This window comes from Sphingomicrobium sp. (genome assembly GCA_036563485.1).
GTDB lineage: Bacteria > Pseudomonadota > Alphaproteobacteria > Sphingomonadales > Sphingomonadaceae > Sphingomicrobium.
Window position 1 is genome coordinate 2,018,079 of record DATCMI010000001.1, and the last position, 25,010, is coordinate 2,043,088.

30 protein-coding genes are annotated in these 25,010 nt (G+C 65.3%); 29 read left to right on the forward strand and 1 reads right to left on the reverse strand.

Annotation, left to right across the window (positions count from 1 at the left end; all coding sequences use genetic code 11):
- Positions 1-2 precede the first annotated feature (2 nt).
- Entirely contained in the window at positions 3-572 is a 570-nt protein-coding gene (locus VIL42_10570) for a hypothetical protein (protein HEY8593289.1), read from the reverse strand.
- 14 nt (positions 573-586) lie between these two features.
- On the opposite strand from VIL42_10570, the gene VIL42_10575 reads away from it, so the two are divergent.
- The 29 genes from VIL42_10575 (at position 587) to VIL42_10715 (ending at position 25,009) form a co-directional block, all read left to right on the forward strand.
- Positions 587-1,792: a CHC2 zinc finger domain-containing protein gene (locus VIL42_10575; protein HEY8593290.1), complete on the forward strand. Its 1,206-nt coding sequence runs from the start codon at positions 587-589 to the stop codon at positions 1,790-1,792.
- Positions 1,789-2,094, forward strand: a complete 306-nt coding sequence (locus VIL42_10580) for a hypothetical protein (GenBank protein HEY8593291.1) — start codon at positions 1,789-1,791, stop codon at positions 2,092-2,094. Before VIL42_10575 ends, VIL42_10580 begins: the two co-directional genes overlap by 4 nt.
- Entirely contained in the window at positions 2,091-2,558 is a 468-nt protein-coding gene (locus tag VIL42_10585) for a GapR family DNA-binding domain-containing protein (protein ID HEY8593292.1), read from the forward strand. Before VIL42_10580 ends, VIL42_10585 begins: the two co-directional genes overlap by 4 nt.
- Positions 2,545-4,185, forward strand: a complete 1,641-nt coding sequence (locus VIL42_10590) for a phage/plasmid primase, P4 family (GenBank protein ID HEY8593293.1) — start codon at positions 2,545-2,547, stop codon at positions 4,183-4,185. Before VIL42_10585 ends, VIL42_10590 begins: the two co-directional genes overlap by 14 nt.
- Complete coding sequence (locus VIL42_10595) at positions 4,182-4,841, forward strand: GIY-YIG nuclease family protein (GenBank protein HEY8593294.1); 660 nt, start codon at positions 4,182-4,184, stop codon at positions 4,839-4,841. The genes VIL42_10590 and VIL42_10595 overlap by 4 nt, the downstream gene beginning before the upstream one ends.
- A gap of 172 nt (positions 4,842-5,013) precedes the next feature.
- Positions 5,014-5,502, forward strand: a complete 489-nt coding sequence (locus tag VIL42_10600) for a hypothetical protein (GenBank protein ID HEY8593295.1) — start codon at positions 5,014-5,016, stop codon at positions 5,500-5,502.
- A gap of 384 nt (positions 5,503-5,886) precedes the next feature.
- On the forward strand, positions 5,887-6,090 hold the full coding sequence (locus VIL42_10605) for an HNH endonuclease signature motif containing protein (protein HEY8593296.1): 204 nt from the start codon (positions 5,887-5,889) through the stop codon (positions 6,088-6,090).
- 50 nt (positions 6,091-6,140) lie between these two features.
- Complete coding sequence (locus tag VIL42_10610) at positions 6,141-6,611, forward strand: hypothetical protein (GenBank protein HEY8593297.1); 471 nt, start codon at positions 6,141-6,143, stop codon at positions 6,609-6,611.
- A 175-nt stretch (positions 6,612-6,786) separates the two neighbouring features.
- Entirely contained in the window at positions 6,787-8,340 is a 1,554-nt protein-coding gene (locus tag VIL42_10615) for a terminase TerL endonuclease subunit (protein ID HEY8593298.1), read from the forward strand.
- Entirely contained in the window at positions 8,337-9,608 is a 1,272-nt protein-coding gene (locus VIL42_10620) for a phage portal protein (GenBank protein HEY8593299.1), read from the forward strand. Before VIL42_10615 ends, VIL42_10620 begins: the two co-directional genes overlap by 4 nt.
- 2 nt (positions 9,609-9,610) lie before the next feature.
- Positions 9,611-10,282, forward strand: a complete 672-nt coding sequence (locus tag VIL42_10625; GenBank protein ID HEY8593300.1) for an HK97 family phage prohead protease — start codon at positions 9,611-9,613, stop codon at positions 10,280-10,282.
- A gap of 47 nt (positions 10,283-10,329) precedes the next feature.
- Positions 10,330-11,652: a phage major capsid protein gene (locus VIL42_10630; GenBank protein ID HEY8593301.1), complete on the forward strand. Its 1,323-nt coding sequence runs from the start codon at positions 10,330-10,332 to the stop codon at positions 11,650-11,652.
- Between the two features lie 104 nt (positions 11,653-11,756).
- On the forward strand, positions 11,757-11,993 hold the full coding sequence (locus VIL42_10635; GenBank protein HEY8593302.1) for a hypothetical protein: 237 nt from the start codon (positions 11,757-11,759) through the stop codon (positions 11,991-11,993).
- A gap of 58 nt (positions 11,994-12,051) precedes the next feature.
- The gene (locus VIL42_10640) at positions 12,052-12,465 is read left to right on the forward strand and encodes a hypothetical protein (protein ID HEY8593303.1); all 414 of its coding nucleotides are present in this window, start codon (positions 12,052-12,054) and stop codon (positions 12,463-12,465) included.
- Between the two features lie 4 nt (positions 12,466-12,469).
- Complete coding sequence (locus VIL42_10645; GenBank protein HEY8593304.1) at positions 12,470-13,048, forward strand: hypothetical protein; 579 nt, start codon at positions 12,470-12,472, stop codon at positions 13,046-13,048.
- Positions 13,049-13,053: 5 nt separating this feature from the next.
- A complete protein-coding gene (locus tag VIL42_10650) occupies positions 13,054-14,727 on the forward strand; it encodes a hypothetical protein (GenBank protein ID HEY8593305.1) in 1,674 nt (557 codons plus the stop codon).
- Complete coding sequence (locus VIL42_10655; GenBank protein ID HEY8593306.1) at positions 14,724-15,518, forward strand: head-tail connector protein; 795 nt, start codon at positions 14,724-14,726, stop codon at positions 15,516-15,518. Before VIL42_10650 ends, VIL42_10655 begins: the two co-directional genes overlap by 4 nt.
- Positions 15,518-15,853, forward strand: a complete 336-nt coding sequence (locus tag VIL42_10660; protein HEY8593307.1) for a head-tail adaptor protein — start codon at positions 15,518-15,520, stop codon at positions 15,851-15,853. Before VIL42_10655 ends, VIL42_10660 begins: the two co-directional genes overlap by 1 nt.
- A gap of 3 nt (positions 15,854-15,856) precedes the next feature.
- Complete coding sequence (locus VIL42_10665; protein ID HEY8593308.1) at positions 15,857-16,399, forward strand: HK97-gp10 family putative phage morphogenesis protein; 543 nt, start codon at positions 15,857-15,859, stop codon at positions 16,397-16,399.
- Position 16,400: 1 nt separating this feature from the next.
- Positions 16,401-16,814 (forward strand): DUF3168 domain-containing protein, encoded by a 414-nt coding sequence (locus VIL42_10670; GenBank protein HEY8593309.1) that lies wholly within the window; start codon positions 16,401-16,403, stop codon positions 16,812-16,814.
- 15 nt (positions 16,815-16,829) lie between these two features.
- Entirely contained in the window at positions 16,830-17,270 is a 441-nt protein-coding gene (locus tag VIL42_10675) for a phage tail tube protein (GenBank protein ID HEY8593310.1), read from the forward strand.
- Positions 17,260-17,703, forward strand: coding sequence for a hypothetical protein (locus VIL42_10680; GenBank protein ID HEY8593311.1), 444 nt, complete (start codon positions 17,260-17,262; stop codon positions 17,701-17,703). Before VIL42_10675 ends, VIL42_10680 begins: the two co-directional genes overlap by 11 nt.
- A 44-nt stretch (positions 17,704-17,747) precedes the next feature.
- Positions 17,748-17,873 (forward strand): hypothetical protein, encoded by a 126-nt coding sequence (locus VIL42_10685; protein ID HEY8593312.1) that lies wholly within the window; start codon positions 17,748-17,750, stop codon positions 17,871-17,873.
- A gap of 798 nt (positions 17,874-18,671) precedes the next feature.
- On the forward strand, positions 18,672-18,941 hold the full coding sequence (locus VIL42_10690; GenBank protein ID HEY8593313.1) for a hypothetical protein: 270 nt from the start codon (positions 18,672-18,674) through the stop codon (positions 18,939-18,941).
- Entirely contained in the window at positions 18,938-19,717 is a 780-nt protein-coding gene (locus tag VIL42_10695) for a BRO family protein (protein HEY8593314.1), read from the forward strand. Before VIL42_10690 ends, VIL42_10695 begins: the two co-directional genes overlap by 4 nt.
- Before the next feature lie 64 nt (positions 19,718-19,781).
- Positions 19,782-21,806, forward strand: coding sequence for a phage tail tape measure protein (locus tag VIL42_10700; protein ID HEY8593315.1), 2,025 nt, complete (start codon positions 19,782-19,784; stop codon positions 21,804-21,806).
- Positions 21,803-22,459, forward strand: coding sequence for a hypothetical protein (locus VIL42_10705; protein ID HEY8593316.1), 657 nt, complete (start codon positions 21,803-21,805; stop codon positions 22,457-22,459). The genes VIL42_10700 and VIL42_10705 overlap by 4 nt, the downstream gene beginning before the upstream one ends.
- Positions 22,456-22,803: a hypothetical protein gene (locus VIL42_10710; GenBank protein HEY8593317.1), complete on the forward strand. Its 348-nt coding sequence runs from the start codon at positions 22,456-22,458 to the stop codon at positions 22,801-22,803. The genes VIL42_10705 and VIL42_10710 overlap by 4 nt, the downstream gene beginning before the upstream one ends.
- Entirely contained in the window at positions 22,796-25,009 is a 2,214-nt protein-coding gene (locus VIL42_10715; GenBank protein ID HEY8593318.1) for a Hint domain-containing protein, read from the forward strand. Before VIL42_10710 ends, VIL42_10715 begins: the two co-directional genes overlap by 8 nt.
- Position 25,010 lies beyond the last annotated feature (1 nt).

Here is a 25,010-nt window from a genome sequence, read left to right on the forward strand (position 1 = left end):
CCTTATTTGCGGAGCAGCCCTGCAATCGTCGACAGGCTGAGGTCCAGCGTCGTCATGTGGGCGGCGATCTCCATCGTCGCCTGTTCGACCCCGGGGCCGAACGGGTCTTCCTCCATCTTCTCGATCCTGCCGAGCAGCCATTGCTCCTCAAGGTCGAGACGTTCGATCCACGAAAGCGCGTTGACGGCCGACGCGCTGTCGGGCGTGCACCATTTGCGCGACTCGCGCAGCCCTTCGAGCTCCATCTTCAGGAAGCCGAGCCTGGTGCGCTTCATCGTCGGCTCGAGGTTGGCGGCCGTGGACCCGTCGCCCTCCTTCAGAAGCTCGATCGTCCTGCGCATGCGATGGATCTGGTCGAGCAGGAGCCTCTTTCCGCGCCGGGTCGGCGCTGCGATCTGAAGCTCGACAGCGATGAAAGCGCCCGCGACGGTGACCATTGCGCCGGCCATGGTGCCCGCGAAGGCCATCCAGTCGGACGTTGCGACGCCCGCCGGGCCCGCGCTGATCTTGCCGATGGCGAGGCCGAGCAGCAGCATGGTGACCATCCCGAACGCTGCCGCGGCGTAACGCATGCTGAGGTGCTGCCATGAGCCGCGAGCAACCGCAACGGCTCGACGAGGCGACGATCGAGCGGGCGCGGTCGGCGGTGCCGCTGGCGTCGCTGGTCGCCAAGCGCGTCAAGCTCAGCCGCATGGGGCGCGAGTGGAAGGGGTTGTGCCCGTTCCACACCGAGAAAACGCCCAGCTTCAACGTCGTCGAGAGCAAGGGGTTCTACCACTGCTTCGGCTGCGGCGCGCACGGCAGCGCGATCGACTGGCTGATGGAGGTTGAAGGCCTGGGCTTCCGCGAGGCCGTGACTTCGCTGCTGGGCGGCGTGCTGCCCGACGGCCGCAAGGCGTTCCATCCGCCCGAGCGCACTCCAACAGCCAACCTCGCACGCTCGGGCGGGAGGTTCGACTTCGTCAGCTCGGCGACCGCGGGGCGGTGGATCTTCCGCACCAGCGGACCGGCTCGAGGCGAGATCGTCGAGCGCTGGCTCGAGGCGCGGGGGCTCGACCCGGCGTTCGAACCGCTGCCCGGTTTCCCCGCGATCGACCAACTGCGCTTTCATCCGCGCTGCCCGGCGTCGGTCTGGCGGGTCGACGAGGATCCGCATGCAAGCCGGCTGACGGCCCCGGCGATGGTCGCGCCGATCGGCGATGCCGAGGGCGCGGTGTGGGGCGTGCATGTGACCTATCTGTCGGCCGACGGGCGGTCGAAGGCGCGCTTTCCGCTGGTGCAGGGGCGCGAGCGGCCGACGCGCAAGATGTTCGGGAAGGTCGGCGGCAATGGGGTGTTCCTGACGCCGCCTGACGCGATGTGCAGCGAGTCACCGCTGGTCGTTGGCGAGGGGATCGAAACGACATGGGCCTTTGCTCAGTCGCGGGCGCCGTGCCGGATGGTCGCGACGCTGAGCCTCGAGAATCTGCAGGGCCATGCGGTGAAGCTGCGCGACGGCGCGCTGCCGCTGTGGAAGGTGGAGGCGGACCCCGATCGGGCGCCGTTCACGCTGCCCGACGCAGGCGAGGTGGTCGTCGCGGTCGATGCCGACATGAAGCCGCTTCGCGACCAGAAGGTGCAGGTGTCACGCGGGGGCAAGCCAGTCCGGCGCGACCTTTCCGGCCTCGATCGCGCGGAGATCTGCGCGACCCTCGCCGCGCAAGCCTGGCGCCGCGCCGGCGCGAGCTCGGTCAAGTGCGTCCGCCCGCGCATGGGCATGGATTTCAACGATCAGATCAGGAGCGCGGCATGACATTTATGCGAGACCAGAGGGTCGCGTGCACCCGCAAGGAACACCGCTGCGATACCTGTGAGCAGGTCATCCCGATTGGCAGTCCGGCGGTCCATTGGGTCGGCGTCCAGGAAGGGCACCTGCAACGGGCATCACACCATGAGGACTGTCGAGAGGCTGAGGTCGCCTTCAATCGCGAGTACGGCCTCTCCGGCGACGACTGGGCGTCCATCGCCTTCGACCGGGAACCGGAAGACGACGCTTGGCTTCTGAAGAGCTTTCCTGCGGTCGCTGAGCGTCTCGGAATTGTGGCGATCCCGTGAGCGACGATGTCGAGCAAGTCGAAGGCGTCGAGGAGCCCGCCGACGGCGGCGTCGGCCACCTGAACCCCGTCTACTTCCGCGCGCTCGTCGCGGCCATCGAGGAGCAGGTCGCGCTTCGCAACGAGGTGAACCAGCGGATCCGCGACTTTCGCGCGGGTGCCAAGGATCGCGGCATCAACATGAAGGCGCTCTCGGAGCTGCTGAAGCGCCGGGCGATGGATTCGCGCACCCGCGACGACTTCGACGAGAGCCTGGCGATTTACGAGGCTGTCGCGGGGCTGACCCCCGGCCTGATCGCCGGCGGCGAATTGCGCGCGCAGCCGCAGCGGGTGCTGACCGGCGCGACGGGAGCGAAGGGGCGGGCGCTTCAGGAAGCGCTCGCGTGGGCAGGATGTGGGGGGAGCGTGGCGCTTTCCGTGCCGTCCCCAGCCAACCAACCGGGGGACACTGTTGTCACAGAGTGAAGTCATTGACGTGTCGCCGGCGGACCCGGCGCAGCTGGCGTGGAAGGAGCTCAGCGACCTCGGCAATGCCGAGCGGCTCGAGGCGCGATATCGCGGTCGCCTGGTCCATGTCGAAGGGCGGGGCTGGATGGCCTTTGCCGACACGCACTGGTCGGCCGAGATCGGTGAAGTGCTGGCGCACAAGGCCGCCCATTCGGTCGCACGCGCCATGCGCGAGGAGATCGCCGCGCTGGCCGAAGCGATCGCCGAGCGGCGGCTGCCCCCGAACCTGAACGAGGAGATCGCGAAGGAGCGGCTGCTCAACCTGCGCCGCTGGTCGGTGATGAGCGGCAACGCCAACAAGACGGGGGCGATGCTGAACCAGGCGTCGAACCTGATGTGCGCGCGGCGCGACGAATTCGACAGCGAGCCGCTGGCCATCAACTGCCGCAACTTCACGCTGCGCGCCGTCCAGGACCGGCAGGGCAAGTGGTCGATCCGCAAGGCGCCGCACGATCCGACTGACATGATCAGCCGCGTTGCCGATGTGGATTACGATCCGGACGCCACCTGTCCCTTGTGGGAGGAGCGGCTGACGGTCGTTCTGCCCGACCCGGAGGTGCGCAAGTTCTTCCGCCAGTGCGTCGGCTATGCGCTGACCGGGCTGACGCGCGAGCAGTGCATCTTCCTGCTGCAGGGGCGCGGCGGCGACGGCAAGTCGACGACGATGGACGAGCTGCGCGGGCTGATGGGCGGATATGCCGTCGCCTGCGACGTCCAGACCTTCATGGCCGGGGCGATGCGCAGCGGCGCGGACGCCTCGCCCGACCTGGCGCGATTGGCTGGCGACGTGCGCCTGGTGTCGACCGGGGAACCGCGGCGCGGCGGGCAGCTCGACGAAGCGAAGATCAAGTCGATCACCGGCGGGTCGCCGATCGCGGCGCGCGGGCTTCACGAAGATTTGTTCGAATATGTGCCCGGCTTCAAGCTGTTCCTGGAATGCAATGCCAAGCCGCGGATCAGCGGTGACGACGACGGCATCTGGCGGCGGATCGTCGTCATCATGTTCCCGCATCAATTTGGCGCTGGAAGCCGCTCGGGCTCGCCGCCGCACACCAACCCTGGCGATCCCGAGCGGGAAGAGGCTGCCCGGCGCTGGGATCGACCGGATAAAGCGATCAAGGACAAGCTGGCGGCCGAGCGGCCCGGCATCCTCAACTGGGCGCTTGCCGGCATGCTGGAATGGCTCGAGGCCGGCGAGCTGGTGCCGCCCAAGGCGGTGGTCGAGGCGGTGGAGGACTACCGGCGTGGTGCCAACCCTTTTGGTGAGTGGATGGCAGAGCGGGTCGACACGTCGGATCCGAATTCGCTCATCCTCGCCGCTGATCTGTACGCCGACTACAAAAAGTGGTGCGAAGACCAAGGGGTCGGCGATCGCGACGTGATGACGTCCACGGCGTTCGGTCGTTCGTTGGGTGATCGCCAAATCCTGAAGGGGCCGCGCGATGGCGCGGGTCGCGTCCGTCGAAGAGGGGCGCGGCTTCGCAACGGGCAAGATCCGCGCAGCAACGGGAATATCGATGTGGCAGGCGAGATGCTCGAGTCCCGCATCTCCCAACGCTTCGACGGCGATGAGGATGTCCCATGAGAAAAGGCCGAGTTTACTTTGTCGGCGCACCCGGCGGTGAAATTAAGATCGGCTATTCTGTCGATCTGCGCCGGCGGCGCAATGAGCTCCAAGTCGGCTCATCCAAGAAAGTGCAAGTTCTAGCCAGCGTTCCGGGCGGCAGAGAGGAAGAAGCAGCGATGCACCTCCGCTTCCGGCATCTTCATCTGCGAGGAGACTGGTTCGAGCCTGGGCCCGATTTGCTGGCTTACATCTGGCAAGTGGCTGGGTGGTCTGCCGCTCCAAGCAGACGGGAAGCGGCGTCGATCGATCGCTCCGTGTACGACTTTCGTGAATGGTCAAAGCAGCGAATTGCTGCCTCCGCACCCGAAAACTGGGTTCAGTCCAGCTTGCTGTGGCGTGATTACCTGACCTGGTGCGATCTGATGGGAATAGCTCCGCGATTTCGCCTGACGCGTACGGGTTTCGGGCGACAGCTTGGTGCGATGGGCTATTTCCCTCGCAAGGATGGCAGAGGGAACATTCGCCGTCACGGCCTAAGTTTCCGTTTGGACGAACAGTATCTGAACAGTTCGGCCAAACCATTCGTGCTTTCTGAAGACGACGGTTGCTTATCCACAGAGCGTTTCGTGACGCCACTCCAGAAGTATGAATTTGGGCCTCTTGGCGCGGGCTGATCTGTTCGTCTGTTCAGAAACGGTTCGTGCCAGATCGTGGCGGAAAACAGCCAAAGCCGAACGGTTCGAACAGATTGAACAGTTGGCTTCGTGTTGCCCTCATGTGCGCGCCCACATGTGCGAAAAATAGGCGACCGTCAGTCTGTTCGTATTTGAAATTGAGGATCGAAGAATGTTGAAGTGGCAGGAAGTCGAAGAGGAGCTGGTCCAGGCGGTGCGGTTCTACTGGCGATCCGGCCAGCGGGCCGCGGCGGCGCCGAACGGGCGGCCCGGCGGCTTCGCCACCGATGCGCCCTGGCAGCTGATGACTCGCGAGGGCCGCGCCGACGGCGCCGCGCTCCAGGTGTGGCAGCAGGAGCGCGAGGCCGAGGCGGTTCGCGAGATGCGCAACCGCCCGCAGGACCTGCCGCTGACCGCCGAGCAGGTGACGTGGATGGAAGGGCGGCTGAGCTGGCTGCTGCTGGTCGGCGACGCGGACCGCAAGCTGGTCGAGCTGGCGGTGAAGGCGAAGGCCGGGGGTGCGGGGCGCGTCGACTGGGCGCGGATCCGGGCCAAGCTGCCGATCGAGATCGGGCGCGTGGGGCTGTACCGGCGCTATGTGCGGGCGCTGCAGGGCGTCGCGAAGGCACTGGATCGCTCGCAATGTGCGTGGGCGGCCTGAAGAATGGCCGATTTCCGCCATGCAAGGTCGTCAAGGTGCAAGATTGCGAAGAGCGAAAATATAGGCTGTTCACCTTGCACCCCCGAAAGTGGCACCAAGTCGATAGGCTTGGCGAAGCTGTGAGCCGATGATGTCGGCGACCCCTTCGGCTGAGCGGCGGTGCCTAGCATCGCGACGCCGGGCGGAGCTGCCAGGCATGCGGGACGGGCTGCCCTCCACATCCGGAAGGCCCGTCCCGCTTTACATTCGGGTGATGCAATGGCGAGGCTGAGCGCTCCGCCGTCGCGGCTAACCGCGCAGCCGTTGCGGTTGCGGCAGCCGCCGAAGAGTGCGGAGCCTTTCTATTCCTCGGCCGAGTGGCGGCGATTGGTCGCAAGGCGGAAGTTGGATCGCGATTACTTCGAAGCGCTGAGCCGGGCGAAGTCGGGCGAGCGGTTGATCCTCGACCATGTGCGCGAGCGCAAGGATGGCGGGGCCGACCTCGACCCGGCGAACACCGAGTGGCTCACGTTCAGCGAGCACCAAGCGAAGACGGCGAAGGCGAAGGCTCGGCGCGCGCGTGGCCAGGGGGGCGGGTCAAAAGTTTAGAACCGTGGGCTTCCCTGCACCGCCGCCCCTCTCACGCGGAGATTTTTTTCGTGGCTGACGGAAATTCGGTGCTGGACCTGTTCGGCGACCCCGTCGAGGAATGCGCCAGAGGCCGCGGGAGGCCCGAACACAAATGGACCCTTCGAAACTCGAACAAGGTCCTGCTGCTGTTCGCTGCGCGCCGCAGCAAGGCTGACGCCGCCGCGGCGATCGGGGTCTCGGTCCGCACGTTGGAGAAGCATTATTTTCGCGAGCTGTCGCACCGCCACACGGCGGCGCTGCGGTTCGAGGCCGAGCAGCTGGACCGGCTCAACGAGCAGGCGAAGGCCGGCAACGTCGGCGCCGAGAAGGAATTGCGAAAGATGCTCGAGCGGTCGGTGCTCGAGCAGCTGCCAAAAAGCATGAAGCCGGCCAAGCCGGAAAAGGTCGGCAAGAAGCAGCAGCGCAAGATCGACGCGGCCGAACCGCCGAAGTCGAGCTGGGGAGAGCTCCTGGAGGGAAGCGCTGCCGGCAGCGCGTGACGGTTGGGACTTCGCCTGTCCCGACTGGAAGCAAAGGCTGGAGCGTGGCGACAGCCTGGTCCCCGAGCTGCCGCTTGACGAGAAGGAAGCGGCGCGAGCGATCGCGATTTTCAACCGGCTGCGGTTGCCGGACGTGCCGGGAAACCCGGCGCTGGCGGATTCAGGCGGTGAATGGGTGCGCGACCTGGTCGCGCCGCTGTTCGGGTCGATCGACGCCGACGGGGTTCGCCATGTCGGCGAGTTCCTGACGCTGGTCCCGAAGAAGAATATCAAGACGACCGGCGGCGCCGGCATCATGCTGACCGCGCTTCTGGCCGAGGATCCGAAGCTCAGCCGCAACCAGCAGTTCCACCTCTACGGACCGACGCAGCCAATCGCCGAGCTCGCCTTCTGGCAGGCCGTGGGCATGATCCGTGCCGACCCGGAAGGCTATCTGCAGAAGCGGTTTCACATCCGCGAGCATTTGAAGTCGATCAAGGATCTGGCGACCGACAACGAGCTAAAGGTCAAGACGTTCGACATGAAGGTGTCGACGGGAACGATCCCGAAGGGCGTGCTGGTCGACGAGCTGCACATCCTCGGCTCGATGCACTACGCCCAGCGGGTGATCGGCCAGATACGCGGCGGGCTGATCACGCGCAGAGATTCGTTCCTGGGCTTCATCACGACGCAATCGGACGAGCCGCCCGCCGGTGCGTTCCGGGCCGAACTGATGATGGCGCGGGCGATCCGAGACGGGCGAATGACCGGCAAGGGCGCGCGCATGCTGCCCCTGCTGTACGAATTTCCGGAGGAGGTTCAGACCGGTGACGTTTGGCGCGAGCCGCGCATCTGGCACCAGGTCAATCCGAACCTGAACTTCTCGGTGACGCTCGACCGGCTCGAAGCCGATTGGGAGCAGGCGCAGGAAAAAGGCGAGGAGGAGGTGCGGCGCTGGGCGTCGCAGCACCTCAATGTCGAAGTCGGCCTGGCGCTGCACAGCCAGCGCTGGCGCGGCGCCGATCATTGGCAGGCGGCGGCCGAGCCGAAGACCTGCGGCACGCTGAAGCAACTGCTCGAGCGGTGCGAGGTCGTGGTGGTGTGCGCCGATGGCGGCGGCCTTGACGACCTGTTCGGCCTATGCGCCGGCGGCCGCGAAAAGGGCAGCAAGCGCTGGCTGTACTGGCAGCACGCCTGGGCGCTTCGTGATGTGCTGGAGCTGCGCAAGGAAATCGCGCCGAAGCTGCTGCGGTTCGAGAAGGACGGCGACCTGACCTTGGTCGACAGTGCCGCCGAGATCATCGCCGGCGTGGTCCGGATCGTCGAGCAGGTGAAGGCGTCCGGGCTGATGCCAGCGAAGGCGGCCGTCGGGGTCGACCCGTTCGGGATCGGCGCGATCGTCGAGGCGCTGGAGGATATCGGCCTGGAGGTCGGCGAGCCAAATTACCAGGTCGTCCCGGTCGGCCAGGGCAGCAAGCTGAGCTCGGCCGTGTGGAGCATGGAATGGAAGCTGCGCGACGGGATGCTGGCGCATTCCGGGTCGCCGCTGATGAACTGGTGCGTCGGGAACGCGAAAGCCGAGCAGAGGGGTGACGCCGTGCTGATCACCAAGGAAGCTGCCGGCAAGGCGAAGATCGACCCGCTGATCGCGACCTTCATGGTCACCAAGCTGCTGGAGGCGAACCCGGAGGCCGGAGACGGGGTAGTCAGCGACGAGCAATGGATCGCCAGCATGAGAAGTGCGGCGTGAGCAGCACAGCGGACAAGGGCTGGTTGCAGTCCTTGTGGGACAAAGTGAAGCGCGAATGGACGCTGGACGGCGGTCGATCGGGCGGTAGCGACCGGGACAATTTCGTCACCAATCGCGTCACGGTCGCTGACTATGACGACGCTGCGGCGTACGGGTCCGTCGCCGCAGTTGGACTTACGGCAACCTGGGCGTGCGTGACCCTCATCGCCGGCACAATCGCTTCGCTGCCGCTGTTTGTTTACCGAACCGACGCCAAGGGGACGAGAACGGTTGCTCGCGACCACTCGCTCTTCGCCCTGCTGCGCGGAAGTCCGAACGCGGACCAGTCGGCGGTCGAATTCTGGGATTTCATGTCGGCTTCCGTCGAGCTGGCGGGGAACGGATATGCCCCAATCGATCGGAGCGGCGACCGGATTGTCGCTCTGTCGCCAATCAATCCCGACGGCGTTCGAATTGAGCGGCGCGAGATGGGCCGGCTTTGGTATCGCTGGTCGGAGGACGGACGGGTTCGCGAGGTTCCGCAGGAGCAGATGCTGCACCTGCGCGGTCCAGGCGGTGGCCCGCTCGGCGGCGCCTCTCCGTTGGCCAAGTGCCGGCAGGCGTTCAATGCGGCGCTAAGCGCGCAGCATGCCGCAGCGGCGACCTTCAGGAATGGCGTGCGGCCTTCCGGTGTCCTGACGCAGGAGGCCCGCTTCTCATCGGCCGAGATCCGGGCCGAAGCCGAGGCATTGATCCAGGAGAAGTTCGTCGGATCGATGAACGCGGGGCGGCCGATGCTGCTCGATGGTGGGCTGAAGTGGGAGCAGCTGTCGATCAACCCGGAGGATGCTCAACTCCTCGAGACGCGGCGCTTTTCGGTGGAGGAGGTCTGCCGCATCTTCGGCGTGCCGCCACACATGATCGGCCACAACGAGAAGTCCACGAGCTGGGGCAGCGGTCTCGAGCAGCAAACGATAGGCTTCGTCATCTACACGCTGCGGCGTCGACTGAAGCGGATCGAGGCGGCGCTCGAAAAGCAACTGCTGACGCCCGCAGAGCGAGCTGCAGGCATGACCATCGAGTTCAACCTCGAAGGCTTGCTCCGCGGCGACAGCAAGGGTCGCGCGGAATTCTACCGCACAATGACCGGCATCGGCGCGATGACGATCAACGAGGTGCGGGCGAAGGAAAACCTTCCGCCGGTCACCGGCGGCGATGTCCCGCGCCTGCAGATGCAGAACGTGCCGATCAGTGCGGCCGACCAGAACGCCCTCGGCGAGGAAGAGTGACCATGCTCCTGACGAAGAACAGCGCGGCACCGCTCGAGATCAAGGCCGTCGGCGATGCCGGCGAGATCGAGGGCTATGGTTCCATCTTCGGCAACGTCGACAGCTACGGCGAAGTCGTGATGCCAGGCGCCTTCACGGCGAGCCTTAAAGCGGCGGCGCGGGCAAATCGCACGGTGAAGATGCTGTGGCAGCACTATCCCGATCAGCCGATCGGCGTCTGGCACTCGCTCGAAGAGGATTCGAAGGGGCTCTATGTCAAAGGGCGGCTTCTGGTGGATGCCAGCGCCCAAGCGCGCGAGACACACGCACTGCTCAAGGACGGTGCGCTCGAGGGCCTGTCGATCGGATACCGCCTCGAGAAGTATCAGGAAGACCCGGACCGCCAAGGCGTGATCCAGCTGATGAAGCTGGACCTGCGCGAGGTCAGCGTGGTCACCTTCGCGGCCAACGAGAAGGCGCGCGTCGAAGCGGTCAAGCACGTCCTTGCCGCCGGCGGCGTGCCGACGGTGAGAGAATTCGAGGAGCTCCTGCGGGAGGCAGGCTTCTCCAAGTCCCTGGCGACGGCAATCGCCACCAGGGCAGCGCCATGCCTGCGGGGGGATCCCGACGGTGAGGCGAGCGCAGCTGTGAAGTTCCTCAAAAGGCTCCACGCGGGGCTCGGAATCTCCGGCTGATCTCGGCGCCGCGGTGGTCGCGGCGTGTCTCTTCGAAAGGACTGAACATGAAGCATCTGATGCTGGTCGCGTCGGCGGCCATGGTTGCGCATACCGCAGGTTTCTCGCTCACCGAAAACGAACGCCGTCTCGGCCGCCTTATGCGCGACGCTGGTGGCCACAACGGCACCGGCGACGGTCGCCGCGAGATCGATCCCGAGCAGATCGCCGCCGATATCAAGAAGTCGCTCGAGAAAGCGACTGACAGCGTCAAGGCGATCGCCGAGGACGCGCTCGGCAAAGCCAAGTCCGGCGAGACTCTCGGCCAGGACGCGAAGGAAAAGGCCGACGCGGCCCTCACCGAGCTCAATGGCCTGAAGGCGCAGCTCGGCGATATCGAGCAGAAGCTCGCCCGCGGTTTCAGCCGCGACGAGCAGGGCCGGACCGCCGGCGAGCGCTTCATCGAAGACGAAGCGTTCAAGGCGTTTGCGGCGCAGACGCGGCCGCGCGGGCGCATTGTGGTCGATGTGAAGGACATCTCGTCGCTGACGACCGACGCCGCCGGCTCGGTCGGTGCGCTGATCCAGCCCCAGCAGGCGTCGGCGCCGCCGCTGCCGCAGCGCCGGATGACCATCCGCGCGCTGCTCGCCTCGGGCAACACGAACTCGAACCTGATCGAGTTCGACCGCGAGAAGGTGTTCACCAACAACGCGGACGTGGTCGCCGACGGCGCGACCAAGCCGCAGTCGGAAATCCAGTACGAAGATGCGACCGCTCCGGTTCGCACGATCGCCCACTGGATGCGGGTCAACGTGCAGACGCTGGCCGATGCGCCGGCGCTGCGCTCGATCATCGACCAGCGGCTTCGCTACGGCCTGGCGTACAAGGAAGAGGTGCAGCTGCTGACCGGCTCCGGTTCCGGCCAGAACCTCAACGGCCTCGTCACGCAGGCGACCGCTTATGCTGCTGCGGGCGGCCTCACGGCGGCCACGCCGCTGGAGGTTATCCGCCTGATGATCCTCCAGGTCGTGCTCGCCGAATTCCCGGCGAACGGCATCGTCATGAACCCGATCGACCTTGCGGCGATCGAGCTCAGCAAGGACGGTGACGGCCGCTACCTGGTCGGCGATCCCCAGGGCACGCTCCAGCGTCGCCTGTGGGGTCTGCCGGTCGTCGAGACGCAGGCAATGGCCGTCGACAAGGCGCTCGTCGGCGCCTTCGACATGGCTGCGCAGATCTTCGATCGCCAGGACGCGACGGTCGAGGTTTCGACCGAGGACCAGGACAACTTCATCAAGAACAAGGTGACGATCCGCGCCGAAGAGCGGCTCGCGCTGGCGGTCTACCGTCCGCAGGCGCTGGTCTACGGCGACCTCGGGCGCGTCGCCTAAGCAAGCGGCAGAATTGGGTGGGGCGGGCTTCGGTCCGCCCCGCTTCCTTTCCCCGACGAGCGGCGCTGCGGCGCCGTTCCTCCGGCAAAGGAAGGACGAAGCAGATGGCGGACAAGCAGATCAAGGTGCGGCTCTTGCGGCCGCTCGACGGTCGTGAAATCGGCGAAACCGCGAGTTATCCCGAAACCGATGCGCGTCGGCTGCGCGACGCGGGCGTCGTTGAATATGCGGCCAAGGCGCAAGGCGCTACGCCGCGCAACAAGGCGGAAGGCGCCAGCCCCAGCAACAAGGCACGCCAGGCGCCGTCGAAAAAGTCGGGCGGCCGCACGCGCCGTCGCTGACGGACAGTTACGGACAGTTCGGCTCAACCATGTTTGCTTTTAGAGGAGCGCGGGTCAGATGACGATCCAGTTTGCGCAGTCGACGGCGCATGCCATGCTCGACGCGATCGAGACCGATATCGGCGGCTCGCCGGTGCTGTACCTGCGTTCCGGCGCGCAACCCGCGACCTGCGGCGCGGCGGACACCGGCACGCTGATTGCGACGATCGCCATGGCAGCGGATGCGTTCAGCAACGCGACGAGCTGGGCGAAAGCCATCGCCGCCACGATTTCCGACTTGTCCGCCGACAATGCCGGCACGCTCGGCCACTGGCGGATCAAGACCAGCGGCGGTGTCACCAAGCTGCAGGGATCCATCACCGCGTCCGGCGGTGGTGGCGACATGACCGTCGACAACACCAATGTTACCGCGGGGCAGCAGGTCGACGTGACCAGCTTCGCGATCAACTTCCCCTCAGCTAATCAGGGATAGCTGAGTGGCTGATACCAAAATCAGCGCACTCACAGCGGTCACATCCCCTGCTGGTACGGACGAGCTTGCTGTAAACCAGGCCGGCACGTCGAAGAAAGCGACACTGGCGCAGATCACATCGGTTGTGGGTGGCGCTGTCCAGTATAGCGCAACGGGTTCGGCTATTGGCCCTGCAATCGCTGATTACTTCACGTCCACCTTGTCGCTCGACGCCTCTAGCACTTACGAGGTTGAGGTTTGGGCCTATTTCGCCAAAACTACGGCGGGCGCGGTAACTTGGACGTGGGCGCTTAGCTCGGCCTGCATTGCGCTGCATAGTTCCTACGAAAGCACGCCGGTTACCGGCTTCACGACGACGACGATCACGGGCACGCCACTATTCGCGGAAGCGACCAACGAAAGCGCGACGACGATAGCCCATGCGCCTAGCGGCTCGCTGACAACTGCGGTGCGTCATTCGTTCAAGTTCTACGTTAAGCTGCGCACGAACGCCGCCACGACGTTGCAACTGCGCGTAACGAACAGTGCGGGCACAGTCACCCCGCAGCAGGGCAGCTATATGCGCGCAACTAAAATCATCTAAGCCACATGGCCGACAAATATCTCCTAGAGGACGGCAGCGGCGGCTACACCCTGGAGGATGGTAGCGGCTATTACCTGCTTGAAAACGCATTCACCGACAATTTCGATGACAACAGCCGCGACACGTCCAAGTGGAACCTTGGGCTAACCGGCTGGACCGGGATCACCAACAACGGGATCAGCGAGACCAACGGCAGGGTTGAAGTCCTCCCGCCTGCTGGCACCACGGACGGCGGCGGCGGTTACGAGAGTGTCAATAGCTACGACATAACCGGCGGCAGCATCTATTTGAACGTGCAGGCGTCGGGCACGCTAAGCATCGGGCAAGAAGTTCATTTTGGCTTCCGTTCCGCGTCAGACGGATATTTCATCTTCCGCGACAACACGACGCTCTATCTTTATCGCCGTGTTGCCGGTGCGAACACATCGGTCGGATCAGTCGCATATTCCGCCACCACGCACCGCTGGTGGCGTCTTAGGCACAACAGTGCGGACGATACGGTCCATCTTGAGACCGCGACCAGCACTGCCGCTAACCCACCTGCTTCGGGCGACTGGACAAGCCGCGCCTCGGAGACGTGGAACGCCAGTGTTCCCAAGACCAACAAGATCAGCTTCGGCAGTTCGAACTGGCAGAATGTCGCCACACCCAGGACAATCTACTTCGACGACTTCAACACTGCTTTTGCCACTAGCTCTCCAGCAAACATAACAGCGACAGCGAGCCCATCGCTATCAACCTTCCTGAGCACATCAGCCGCAAAAGCTCTTGTCGAGGGTGTTGGCGCGGGAACGATCAACAGCTTCGGCTCGTCGGGCTTGGGCAAGGCGCGCGTCAAAGCCGCCGCATCTGTGGCTCCGAGGCCGTTCACGGCATCCGCCGCGGGCGTGGTCCGGGTCAAGGGTGCTGGTTCGGTATCGTTGTCGCCGTTCATTTCAGCGGCTGCTGCGCGAGCTGTTATCGAGGGCGTCGGGTCGGGAACGCTCAACACCTTCGGGTTGAGCGCCGCCGGACGAGCTCGGGTCAAGGCCACGGCCGCTCCGGCGCTTGGGGCCCTGGACGGCGCGGCGACCGCATCGTCGCCGGTGCGGGGAACGGCCAACATTGCGGTCAGCTCCTTCCTCTCCGCGTCGGCGGCGGCGGTCCTGGTCGAAGGCGCGGGCTCAGGAGCGCTGAACGCGTTCGCCAGCGCGGCGGCGGTCAGGATCAGGATCTCGGCGGCTGCAGCGGCTTCGCTGCAGGCGTTCACGACGACCGGCACCGCGGACGTGGTGCAGTCGGGAATTTCGGCTTCGGCATCGCCGGTGCTCGCACCATTTGCGAGCGCGGCGGCCATGCGAGCGCTGGTTGAGGGTGTTGGCGGCGGCGCACTCAATCCGTTCGCCGCCGCTGCTTCAGCGCGAGTCCGCGCCGGCGCGAATGCGGTGGCGATCCTTGATGGATTTTCCACGGCAGCGAGCGCGCGAGTGCGGATCGGCGCCTCGGCCTCGATCGAGATCGGCGAAGTCACCGCCGTGTCGGCGCTCCGCAAGTTGGTGCCGACCCCGGTGCCGGCAAGGCGCGTCGGAATGGCCGCCGCGGAAGAGCGGGGCGCCCTGGTGGAGGCGGAGAGCCGGGTCGGCGCGGCAGCGCGGGCGGCGCGGTCATTATCAGTTTCACGGGCGAGGAGGGCAGCATGATCATCTGGCCTCCAAAGGGTCCGGGCGAGGTCGCCGACTTCGCGTTCGACTTTGTGCGGGTCCTGCAAGACGACGAGACGCTTTCGGGCCGCACCGTCGTGGCCGAGGGCGTGACCCGCGACAGCGACGCGATTGACGCCAGCCAGGTCAAGGTCTGGCTGAGCGGCGGAACGGCGGGGACGGTGGCGAAGGTCGTCGTTACGGTTACGACCAGCGGCGGGCGGACCTATTCCGAGGTCGCGGTGCTGGAGATCGGCGGCGAGGCGGTGAGCCTTGCCCAGGCCAAAGCCTGGCTGCGGGTTGAGAGCGAGGATGAAGATGCGCTGATCTCCGGCTTGGTGCGGGCGGCGGTGCGGCATATCGAGAGGGCAACCGGCAAGAAGCTGGTGCAGCGGATCGTCAGCCAGGTTGCGGCGGGCTTTCCAAGCCGCGGACTGCGGCTGTGGTACGGGCCCGCTGCCGAGATGCTGAGCGTCGATTATGACGATGGCGCGGGCGCTGCACAGGTGCTGACGGACTTTCGCCTCGTCGAAGGCGCCGGCGCGCAGCTGCTTCCGGCGTACAATTCGGCGTGGCCTTCGGCTGCCGCCGGTGCTGGATCGGTTCGGCTGCAATATGTCGCCGGGTACGACCCGACCGAGCTGCCGCCGGAGCTGACCCAGGCGGCGCTGATGCTGGTCGCGCACTGGTACATGAACCGCGAGGCGGTCAATGTTGGCAACATCACGACCGAGCTGCCGCTGGGCGTCGAGGCGTTGATCGAGCCGTTTCGGCCGATCGGATTGGGTTGATGCCGCTGAACCTGAATATCGGCGCTCTGGACCGACGGGTGACCATCGTCCGGGACGGCGCACCGACCGAAGATAGCTGGGGCCAGTCGGTTCCCGGCGCGGCAAGCGAGGTCACGCGTTGGGCGGCCGTCAAGCCAGCACCGGGCACCGAACGATTCCAGAATGCGGAGAATGCCGCATCGGCGCCGATGCACTTCTTTTTCCGGTGGAGCGCGGGGCTGGTGGAGCCGACGGACCGGCTCCGCTTCGACGGACACGACTTCGAAGTAGTCACTCCGCCGGAGGAGATCGGGCGCCGTGAATTCCTCCGGGTCCAGGCTGTGGCGAAGGTCTGAACGATGGCCCGAAAGCGCTTCGGCGGTTCGAACCGCATCCATGTCGGGCGGGCGCAGCTCCAAGGGTTCGACGAACTGGCGGCCGCCCTCGCGTCCTTGTCGCGGGGTGTCGAACGCAATGTGTTGAAGCGGGCGGGGGTGCGGGCGATGGGCATCGTTGTCGAACGCGCGCAGTCACTCGTCCCCGTGCGAACGGGCGCCCTTCGCGGCAGCATCATGATCGAAACGAAAACGTTGCGCGACGCCGGTTTTCGGGCGGCCTGGGCGCAAGCCAAGCGCGAAGGCCGCTCGACCCGAGGCATTCGGGCGGAGAAGGGCGCGAAAGGTTCGGTGCGGGTGCAGGTGGTTGCCGGCGGGCAGGGCGCCCGCCATGCAACCCTGATCGAATTCGGCACGAGCAAGATGGCGGCCCGACCGTTCCTGCGGCCAGCGTTCGACAACACAAGCAACATGGTGCTGTCGTCGCTTTACGACGCGCTGGGAACCGAGATCGACAAAGCGGTGAAGCGGCGGGACCGCCGAGCGGCAGCGAAGTCGCGCGGCTAAAATGCACCTTGGCGAGGCCTTGATCGCACGGCTGAAGGCCGATGCGGGGGTGCAGGCCCTGGCCGGCAGCCGGATCTTTTGGGTCGCGAGACCGCAGAAGGGTCCGGGCAATCAGCTGCCGGCAGTGGTCTTGCAAGTCATCAGCGGAGATCGGCCGCAACATCTCGACGGGTTCGAGGACATGGCAACGGCCCAGGTGCAAGCGAACAGCTTCGCCCGCGAATATGGGGAGTCGCGGATCCTTGCCGAGGCGGTGAGCGGCGCACTCGTCGATGAAGCCCAGGTCGACGACATCGTCTTCTGGCGCGGCGACGTCGGCGAACCGCGCGACCTTGGCGAGCAGACGGACGACGGTTTCATTTTCCACGCCGCCGTCGAGGTGACGGTGCGCTGGGGCCGGGCCGAGGCGGCCTAATCAAAGGAGAAGGACATGGCGGACGACCAACTCGCCGGAACCGGCCATCGCGGCCAGTTCTGGCTCGACAATGCAAGCGGAACGCTGACCCGCCTCGGGCAGGTGGTCAGCTTCAACATCCCGACGGCCGAGCGGGACGAGGTCGAGACGACCCACCTCGACAGCGACGCAAAGGAGTTTGCGCCGGGGCTGATCGACTTCGGGACATTCGAAGTCGTGCTGAACTTCCGTCCAGGTTCCGACACGGACGAGCTGCTCGAGGACGCCGCGTCGGATGAAGGCGTGCGCGAATTCAAGGCGGTGGTGCCGATCCGGGGCGAGCTGGCCAAGGATTATACCGGCACCGGATTCGTCCGCGGCTATGAGCGCGGCGACATCACGCCCGACGGCAAGATGGAAGCGACGGTGACCATTCGGGTGACCGGCGCAGTGACGGGCGCTGCCCATGCGGCCTGAAGCCAAAACCTTCCGGACGAAGGCGGGCAAGGAATATGTCTTCCTGTTTTCGTTCGCCGGCATCGTTGCAGCGGAGGACGCTGCAAATGCTTCGTTCAGCGACCTGATCGCTGGCGCGGCCAACAGCCGCGTCGGCTATCTGGCGGCACTGATCTACGGCGGGCTGAAAGCCTGCCAACCCGAGCTGACGCTGGCCGACGTCTGGGAGCTGATGCAAAGTGAGGACGGCACAGCGCTCGGCGCGGCGATGTGGCCGGCGATCGAGGCGGCGATGCCGCGCCGGACGGGCGAAAACCCTCAGAAGGCGGGGAGTGGGACTGGTTCGCGCTCCTCGCCGTCTGGTGCGAAGAAGAGCTCGGGCCGCAGGACTTCTGGCGGGAAAGCCCGCGCAGCTTCGCCGTCATCGTCGAAGCGACAAGGCGAGGAAAGCTAGAACGGACGATCGTCGCGGCGCACCAACGCGAGGTGTTCCGGCGCATGGACAAGCTGAAAGGAAGCCCGGAGCCCTATCTCCGCAAGCTCCGCAAGCCGAAACGGCGTTCCGACCAGAGCCGCGAGTTGGCGAAGATGTTCGACCGAATGATCGAGCGGCAGCGGGGTTAGGGGGCAGGATGAAGGGCGATCGAGGCCTTCAAGGAACAATTGCCGATACCCGCCCAATTTGGCACGCCGTCGCTGGTCCATGTCGCCTGGCACCTGCGGAGATGAGGCTGGATGAGACTCCCCAACCGGCCGGCAAAAATGAATTGCTTTAGCCCGTTCATTTGGACTTTTTCGCAAGCGACCAACCCTTCCGGCGGGTCAGACGGATACCTCCTCTTGCAGTACAGCTTCATCACTTCGGCCTGTTCTGCGAGCAAATTGCTGTCGGCGGATCCGTGAAGCTCTCGGTATGAATCTTGTTGGTTCCTCGAACACGCGCCCGCCATCTGATAGTCTGTTTGGCCTCTCGGGTCGGTGTAGCGCCGTAAGCAAAGACCGAGAGCCCGCCGCAAATCCGGTGGCGCGTCTCGATAGATACGTTGCCAGTCGGCCCGGCCTTCGCGCTGATTGCGCTCGCATGCCGCTTGCATCTGGAAGTCGTCAGGCCACCGAGAGACGCAGTGCGGGCTTGCCGACACCAATAGTCCGCCGAGAATTACTCCGAACATCGCATACCCTTCCTGACCAAGCGTCGGATGGCCTCGGTTCTTGATGGGATCACGGACTGCTCGCGACGCCAGTCGTCAACGAGACGGAGAAATTCCTCGTCAACTCGCATGATTAGTCGGCGGTCCTGTGGCATCGCGACAAAGGGTGAATGCTGGCTTGTTGACGCGCAAGGTGCATTGTGCGTACAAAAGACAGGCCGAAGCGAAGCGGTAACTTCGCCCCGGCCCTGACCCAGCAACGGAGGTTCCCGTGTGCCAAGCTGACCAAAGCGATATCATTGCCGCGCAAGCCGCGTCACCCAGTAAAATCGAGCGAGTTACCGAAACGGCGCTGTACGACGCCGGCTGCGAGCTCGGTCAGATGATCGACCTGATCGACACGATGGTCGACGTGACCGACGAGGATTGGGTCGATCCGGCCAAGACGCTGCGGCGGATCGGGAGCCTGCTGCGGATCGCGCGCGACCATACGTCGCGGACGCTGGCGACGGTGCTGGCGGCGGAAGGGGCGCCGGCGTGAGCGCGGTTGCACTCCAGAGCTTCGGCTTCGGCGACCAGCTGGTGCGGGTGGCAGATCGCAACGAGGCGGCGTGGTTCGTCGCCAACGACGTGTGCGCGGTCCTCGATATTGTGAACAGTCGCCATGCTGTATCCCGCTTGGAGGAAGATGAGCGCGATTGCGTCGTCATTAGCGACGCAATGGGCCGCGAGCGCGAGACCACTGTGGTTTCCGAGTCCGGCGTGTTCGCGCTGATCTTCCGGAGCCGCAAACCCGCGGCGCGGGCGTTCCGCAAGTGGGTGACGAGCGAAGTGCTGCCGGCGATCCGGCGCACGGGGCGGTTCGAGGCCGAACGGGCGAACGACGAAAGCGGCGAGTGGCCGGCGCTGGCGCAGCTGCCGGAAGCGCCGGACGAGTTCGAGCGGGTCCGAGTGCGGCTGCAACTGGTGCGGGAAGCGCGGATCGCGTTCGGCACGCGGGCGGCGCGGAAGATGTGGGCATGGGCCGGGTTGCCTGACCTGTGCGAGCCAAGCCGCATTGCGGCGGCCGAAGTCCTTGGCGAGCGGTACCGGTCGGTGATCGACTGGATGGAAGCCCGCACAGAGGTTCGCGCCGGAAACCGGATGTCCGCCGCCGGGCTATATGCCGATTATCGACAGTGGCTTCGCAACGAAGGTCGGATCGCCGAGCTGCAAAGCCAGACCGGTTTCGGTCGCGCGCTTACCGAGTGCGGCTTCATCGGGGTGAAAATCGCCGGCGGGCGCATGGGGCGGGTCGGGCTGAAGCTGAACGACTGACGAGCCGCAGCAAGATCGATCGAGGGCCGTCCAGAGGGGCGGCCCTTTTCATTTGGAGAGACGGATGCCGACGACGTTGCGCGACCTGGCCGTCAACCTGACGATGAATGTCGCGGACTTCACGCGCAACGCCAGCGTGGCCGAGCGCCGGGCGGACGCGATGAAGGCGAAGTTCGACGGCATCGGCAGCAAGATCACGAGCGGGATCAAGGGCTCGGTCGTCGGCTTCGCGACCGGCCTGGCCGGCGCCTTCACCATCGACGCAATCGTCGGCCTGGCAAAATCCGGCCTCGAATATGCGAGCTCGCTCGGCGAAGTGGCGCAGCAGCTGGGCGTCACGTCGACCGAGTTGCAGGAATATCGGTACGCAGCGACGCAGGTCGGCATCGCCCAGGACGAAATGGACCAGGGCCTGGCGAAGCTGACGCGATCGCTGGGCGTCGCTTCGAGCGGCACGGGCGCGCAGGCCAAGGTGTTCGCCGAGCTGGGGATCAGCGTCCGCGACGCGAACGGCCATGTGAAGACGGCGGGCGCGGTGATGCCCGAGCTGGCCAACGCTTTGGCGAAGATCCCCGATCCGGCGAAACGGGCGGCGATCGAAGTCACGCTGTTCGGCAAGTCCGGGCAGAAGCTCGACACGCTGCTTTCAGGCGGGGCGTCGCAGATCAACAATTTGCGAGACGCCGCCCAGAAGCTGGGCGTGGTGCTGTCTGAAAAACAAATTCAGAAAGCCGACGAAACCGCGGACAAGCTGGCGGCGCTCAAGACGGTGCTGCAGGCACAGATTGCCGGCGTGGTCGCCGACAATGCGGACGCGATCATGAAGCTGGCGGATTCGTTCGCCGATTTGGCGACCGAAGCGGTAAAGGCCATGCCGAAGGTCAAGGCCTTCTTCGAGCGGATGCAATATTATCGGGACTGGCTGGCCAAGAAGCCGCTGGACATCCGCAGCGCCGTCGGGGCGGCGAGTGCCCAGGAGGAAGCCGAGCGCCGGCGGCTCGGCAAAGCGATGGAGGGCTACGAGAAGTCGCACGGCGGTAGCCCCGTGCGCGTCGATCCGCGCGGCGGCGGCGGGTCGTGGCTGACCGCCAACGACAATGCCGTGCTCTCCGGGTGGAACGAGACGCTTCGTGCGATCCGCGCCACAGCGTCGGGCATCGGCGAGCTTTCGGCAAAGGCTGAGGCTGGGGCCAAAACCGTGCCGACACTTCGTGACGAGATTATCAAGCTGGCGATGCCAACCGAGGACGCCGGGGAGAAAGCGCGGCGCACTGCGGAGGAGTTTCAGCAGCTCACGGAGGAGCTCAACCCGGACACGGTGCGGGCCGAGCAATACGTTCACCAGTTGGACGTCCTGCGGCAGGGGCTGGAAGCGATCAACGCGCCGGCGGAGAAGCTGAACGAACAAATCGGCAAGCTCACGCTTGCGCGCTACCCGGAAGTGATCGAGGCGATTGCCGCCTCGTTTGGTGCGATGAACGGGCAGACCGGCGCGGCCATCGAGGCCAATGACAATCTGGCGGCGAGTGCAGAGTCAACTCGCGGCCGGGTCGGCTTTGCCTTTCAAGGAATTGCCGAGCAGGCGGCGGGCGCGTTCGGCGACCTTGTCGCCAATGCCGACTCCCTCAAGGGCTTCTGGCACGGCCTCGTCGACCTGATCGACGACAGCGCGCGGTCGATCATCGCCTCGCTTGTGGAGATGTCGGTCAAGTTCCTGCTGTTCAAGGCGATCAGCGGGATTTTCGGCGGCGGAAGCATGTCGCCCGGAGGCCCGACCAGCATCGGCGGCGGGCTCGGCGACTGGTTCGCCGCCCATCCGTTTCCGATTCCGCACGCGCAAGGAGGCCCGGTGGTGCCGGGGCGAACCTACCTGGTGGGCGAGCAGGGGCCAGAATATGTCCGGTTCGGAAGCCGCGGCTATGTCACGCCGAACCGTAACATGGGACGAGGCGGCGGGATCACGGTCAACCAACATTTCGCGCCGAACTTCGCCGGCAATGCCGCGACTCACGAGGACCTCGCGCGAATGGGAATGCTGGCCAAGCATGGGGCCATCCAAGCCATTCGCGAGGAGCGTCGCCGCGCATGAGCCGCGACCTTCCGACCGCTCTTGTGGACGCGATCGACGAGCCGGTCGTTCGCCCGTTCCAGGCGTTGCGCATCGAGCTGCCCGATCCCCTGTACGTGTGGACGGGTCTCGGTACCCTCATCTTCGCCGACGCGGACGGCAACACGCGCAACTGGATCGGCGCGGGCGGGCTTGGCTCGATCGATACGACCGGAGAGGCGACGGATGGGAGCGCCACCGGCATACGTGCAGCGCTCTATCAGGTGCCAGCGGAATTCCGCGACGACATCGCGCAGCAAGCGGTTCGCGGCGTAGTATTCGAGGTTTATGCCGGCGCGCTGAACGAGACCTACCAGCAAGTCGAGGCAACCGCGCTCATCTGGAAGGGTCGCCTCGACGAATATAAGATCACCGATGCCGGCGACACGCTGACCGTCGAGGTTGCGGGTGAGAGCCGCGGCATCGACCAGCGCCGCCCGGCAATCAAGCGGTTCACCGACGAATATCAGCAGCGCAAGCATCCCGGCGACAAGTTCTTCGAATATGTTTCGCGCATGACGGAGGTGTCGATCCTCTGGGCCAAAGCCGAGCAGACCACGGCGGGAGTTGGCGGTGGCGGTAGAGCGAGCGGCGGAAGTCCGTCATATCGCGGCGGGCGGGACGGCCTTTTGTGATCGGCTGGGAGCAGCATTGCGCCGACGTCGCCGCCGCGCATGTGAAGGCTGAAACCGGGCGAGACATTTGGGCCGAGCTCGGGGGTGCACCGCGCAATGCTCGCGAGGCCGCCGAGCTGTACCGGAAACTCAAGGCGCGGACGCTCAAGTCGGCAGTCAGCAAGGCGCTCGGAACGAAAGCGCACAAGCCGCTGATGGCGATGCGTGGCGACCTGGTGCTGGTGAAAAGCGGTGAGCTCTCCGCGCTCGGCATCTGCCGCGGCGACCTAATCGAGTGCGCTGATAACATGCTCCCGATGTCGCGTGCGGAGTGCTGCTGGAAAGTGAGCCGCTTCCGTGAGTAAGACCATCGTTTCGATCATCGGCGTCGCGGCCGCGATTGCGATTGCCTTCGTCGCACCGCCTTTGGGGGCTGCGATCTTCGGAACCGCTGTGTCTGCTTCGGTGGCCACGGCGATCGTCACCATCGGCCTTTCGTTTGCCGTCAGTCTGGCGCTGTCCTTCGCGATGAAGAAGCTGGGCTCCGGTGCTCCAAAGGCCGAAGACCAGGTCGGACCCCCGCAGGTATTCCGCCAGGCGGTGACGAGCAGCTTCATCGTGTACGGGAAACGGCGCGTCGGCGGACTGCTGACCTTTTTCCACTCTCGAGCGTCGGGCGGCCAGCATTACCGCTATTTCGTCATCGCGGCTGCCGGGCATCGCTGCAAAGGCGTCGTCACTTGGTATCTGAACGACGAAGCCGTGACGGTAGACGGGTCGGGCAAGGTCACCAGCGGCAAATATGCGAACGCAGCCTGGCTGTGGTTCCAGCGCGGTTTGAGCAGCGAGACGGCGAACGCGACCTTCGTTTCGGAGTGCGGCGGCAAGTGGACGAGCGCGCACAAGGGCAACGATGTTGCCGCGATTTACGCCAAGTTCCAGATGACGGATGCGGTCGTGCAGGCGGGAATGCCGAACATCACCGCGGTGATCGAAGGAAAGGATGACATCCTCGATCCTCGCACGGCAGTCGCTGGGTATACCCGGAACGCTGCGCTGATCTTTTACGACTGGATGAAGACTGCGCGCGAGGAAGGCGGCTTCGGTGCATACGAAGACGAGATCCCCGACGATGCTTGGATAAGCGCGCAGGCGAACGTCTGCGACGAGGTGGTGAACAGCGCGCCGCGTTATGCGATCGACGCGGTGATCCAGACAGGGGCGTCCCCGGCTGAGGTACGGGACGCACTCGTCGTGAATATGGCTGGCAGCTACACCTTCTCGGGCGGCAAGCATCTGATGCGCCCAGGCTTTTATGTGCCGGTCAGCGCGACCTTGAGCGAAGGCGACCTGGCCGGGGCCATTCAGGTCTCGCCGTTCATGCCTTCCGACGTCGGCGCGAACGAAGTCCAGGGCACCTACATCAACCCGAACGAGGGCTATCAGGGCTCACCGTTCCCGACGCAGCGTCTGACCCCCGCTCCCGACGACGTGAGGCAATCGGATCTCGACCTCGCCTTCACGACAAACCTCGACCAGGCGGTTCGGGTCGCGCGGATCATGCTCAACCGAGCGCAAGCCGAGAAGACCGTCGTCTGGCCGATGAACATCGTTGGATTGAAGGTGAAAGCGCTCGACACGGTGCAACTGGACACGCCGCGGTACGGGCTCAGCAATTACGCCTGGACGGTGCTCAACTGGGGCTTGTCCCCGGACTGGGGCGTCGTCGCGTCGCTGCGCGAGGAGAACCCCGAAATCTATGACGAGCCGGTTGCGGCCTCTCCGGTGACGCCCCCTACCGTGAGTGTTCCGGCTCCGCTGCTGACCTCTTCGGAAACCGCGCAACTGATCGCCAATAGCTATGCGACTGGTCTGACGTTCTCCGTTAGCTCAGCGGGCGCCGTGACGATATCCGGCCACACGCGCGTCTATTCAGACAAGAATGTCACGGTGAACGGGACTGGCGGAACGCCGATCGCTACTGGCGCAGCTTCTGGAGCCTTGGTTTACATTTATTATGATGACCCGGATCGCGCTGGCGGCACGGTAACGTACCAAGCGCTCGTTCTTGCCGGCGGCGTCGGTGATTACAGCAGCGCATTCGCATCCTCTTCGAACCCTTATCGGCATTTCGTCGCGACTAAGGCGGTTCCTGCCAGCGGTTCGACCGGCGGCGGTTCAGGCGCTGGCAGTGGCGGCGGCGGCTCCGGTGCGTGCGTCGCCACAGACACGCCGGTGCTGCTCGCCGACGGCTCGGTGATCGAGGCGGGGGCGATCGAGCGGTACATGCAGCTGCGGACCGTTCACGAGGAAAGCGGCCTCGAGGGCATCTATCACGTCTCGGCCCATCGCATCGTCCCCGATCAGCCAGTGTTCCAGGTCACCGCCAGCGGGAAGACTATCCGCGCGACCGCTGGCCATCGCATCCTGATTGATGGCGAGTGGAAGACTGCCGAGGAACTGGGAACGCCCGACGGAACAGCGGACGTCGTGCAGATGACCGTCGCGGACGCGCACACCTACGTCTCGGGCGGCCTCGTCAGCCACAACATGAAGATTGAAGGGCTCTAGC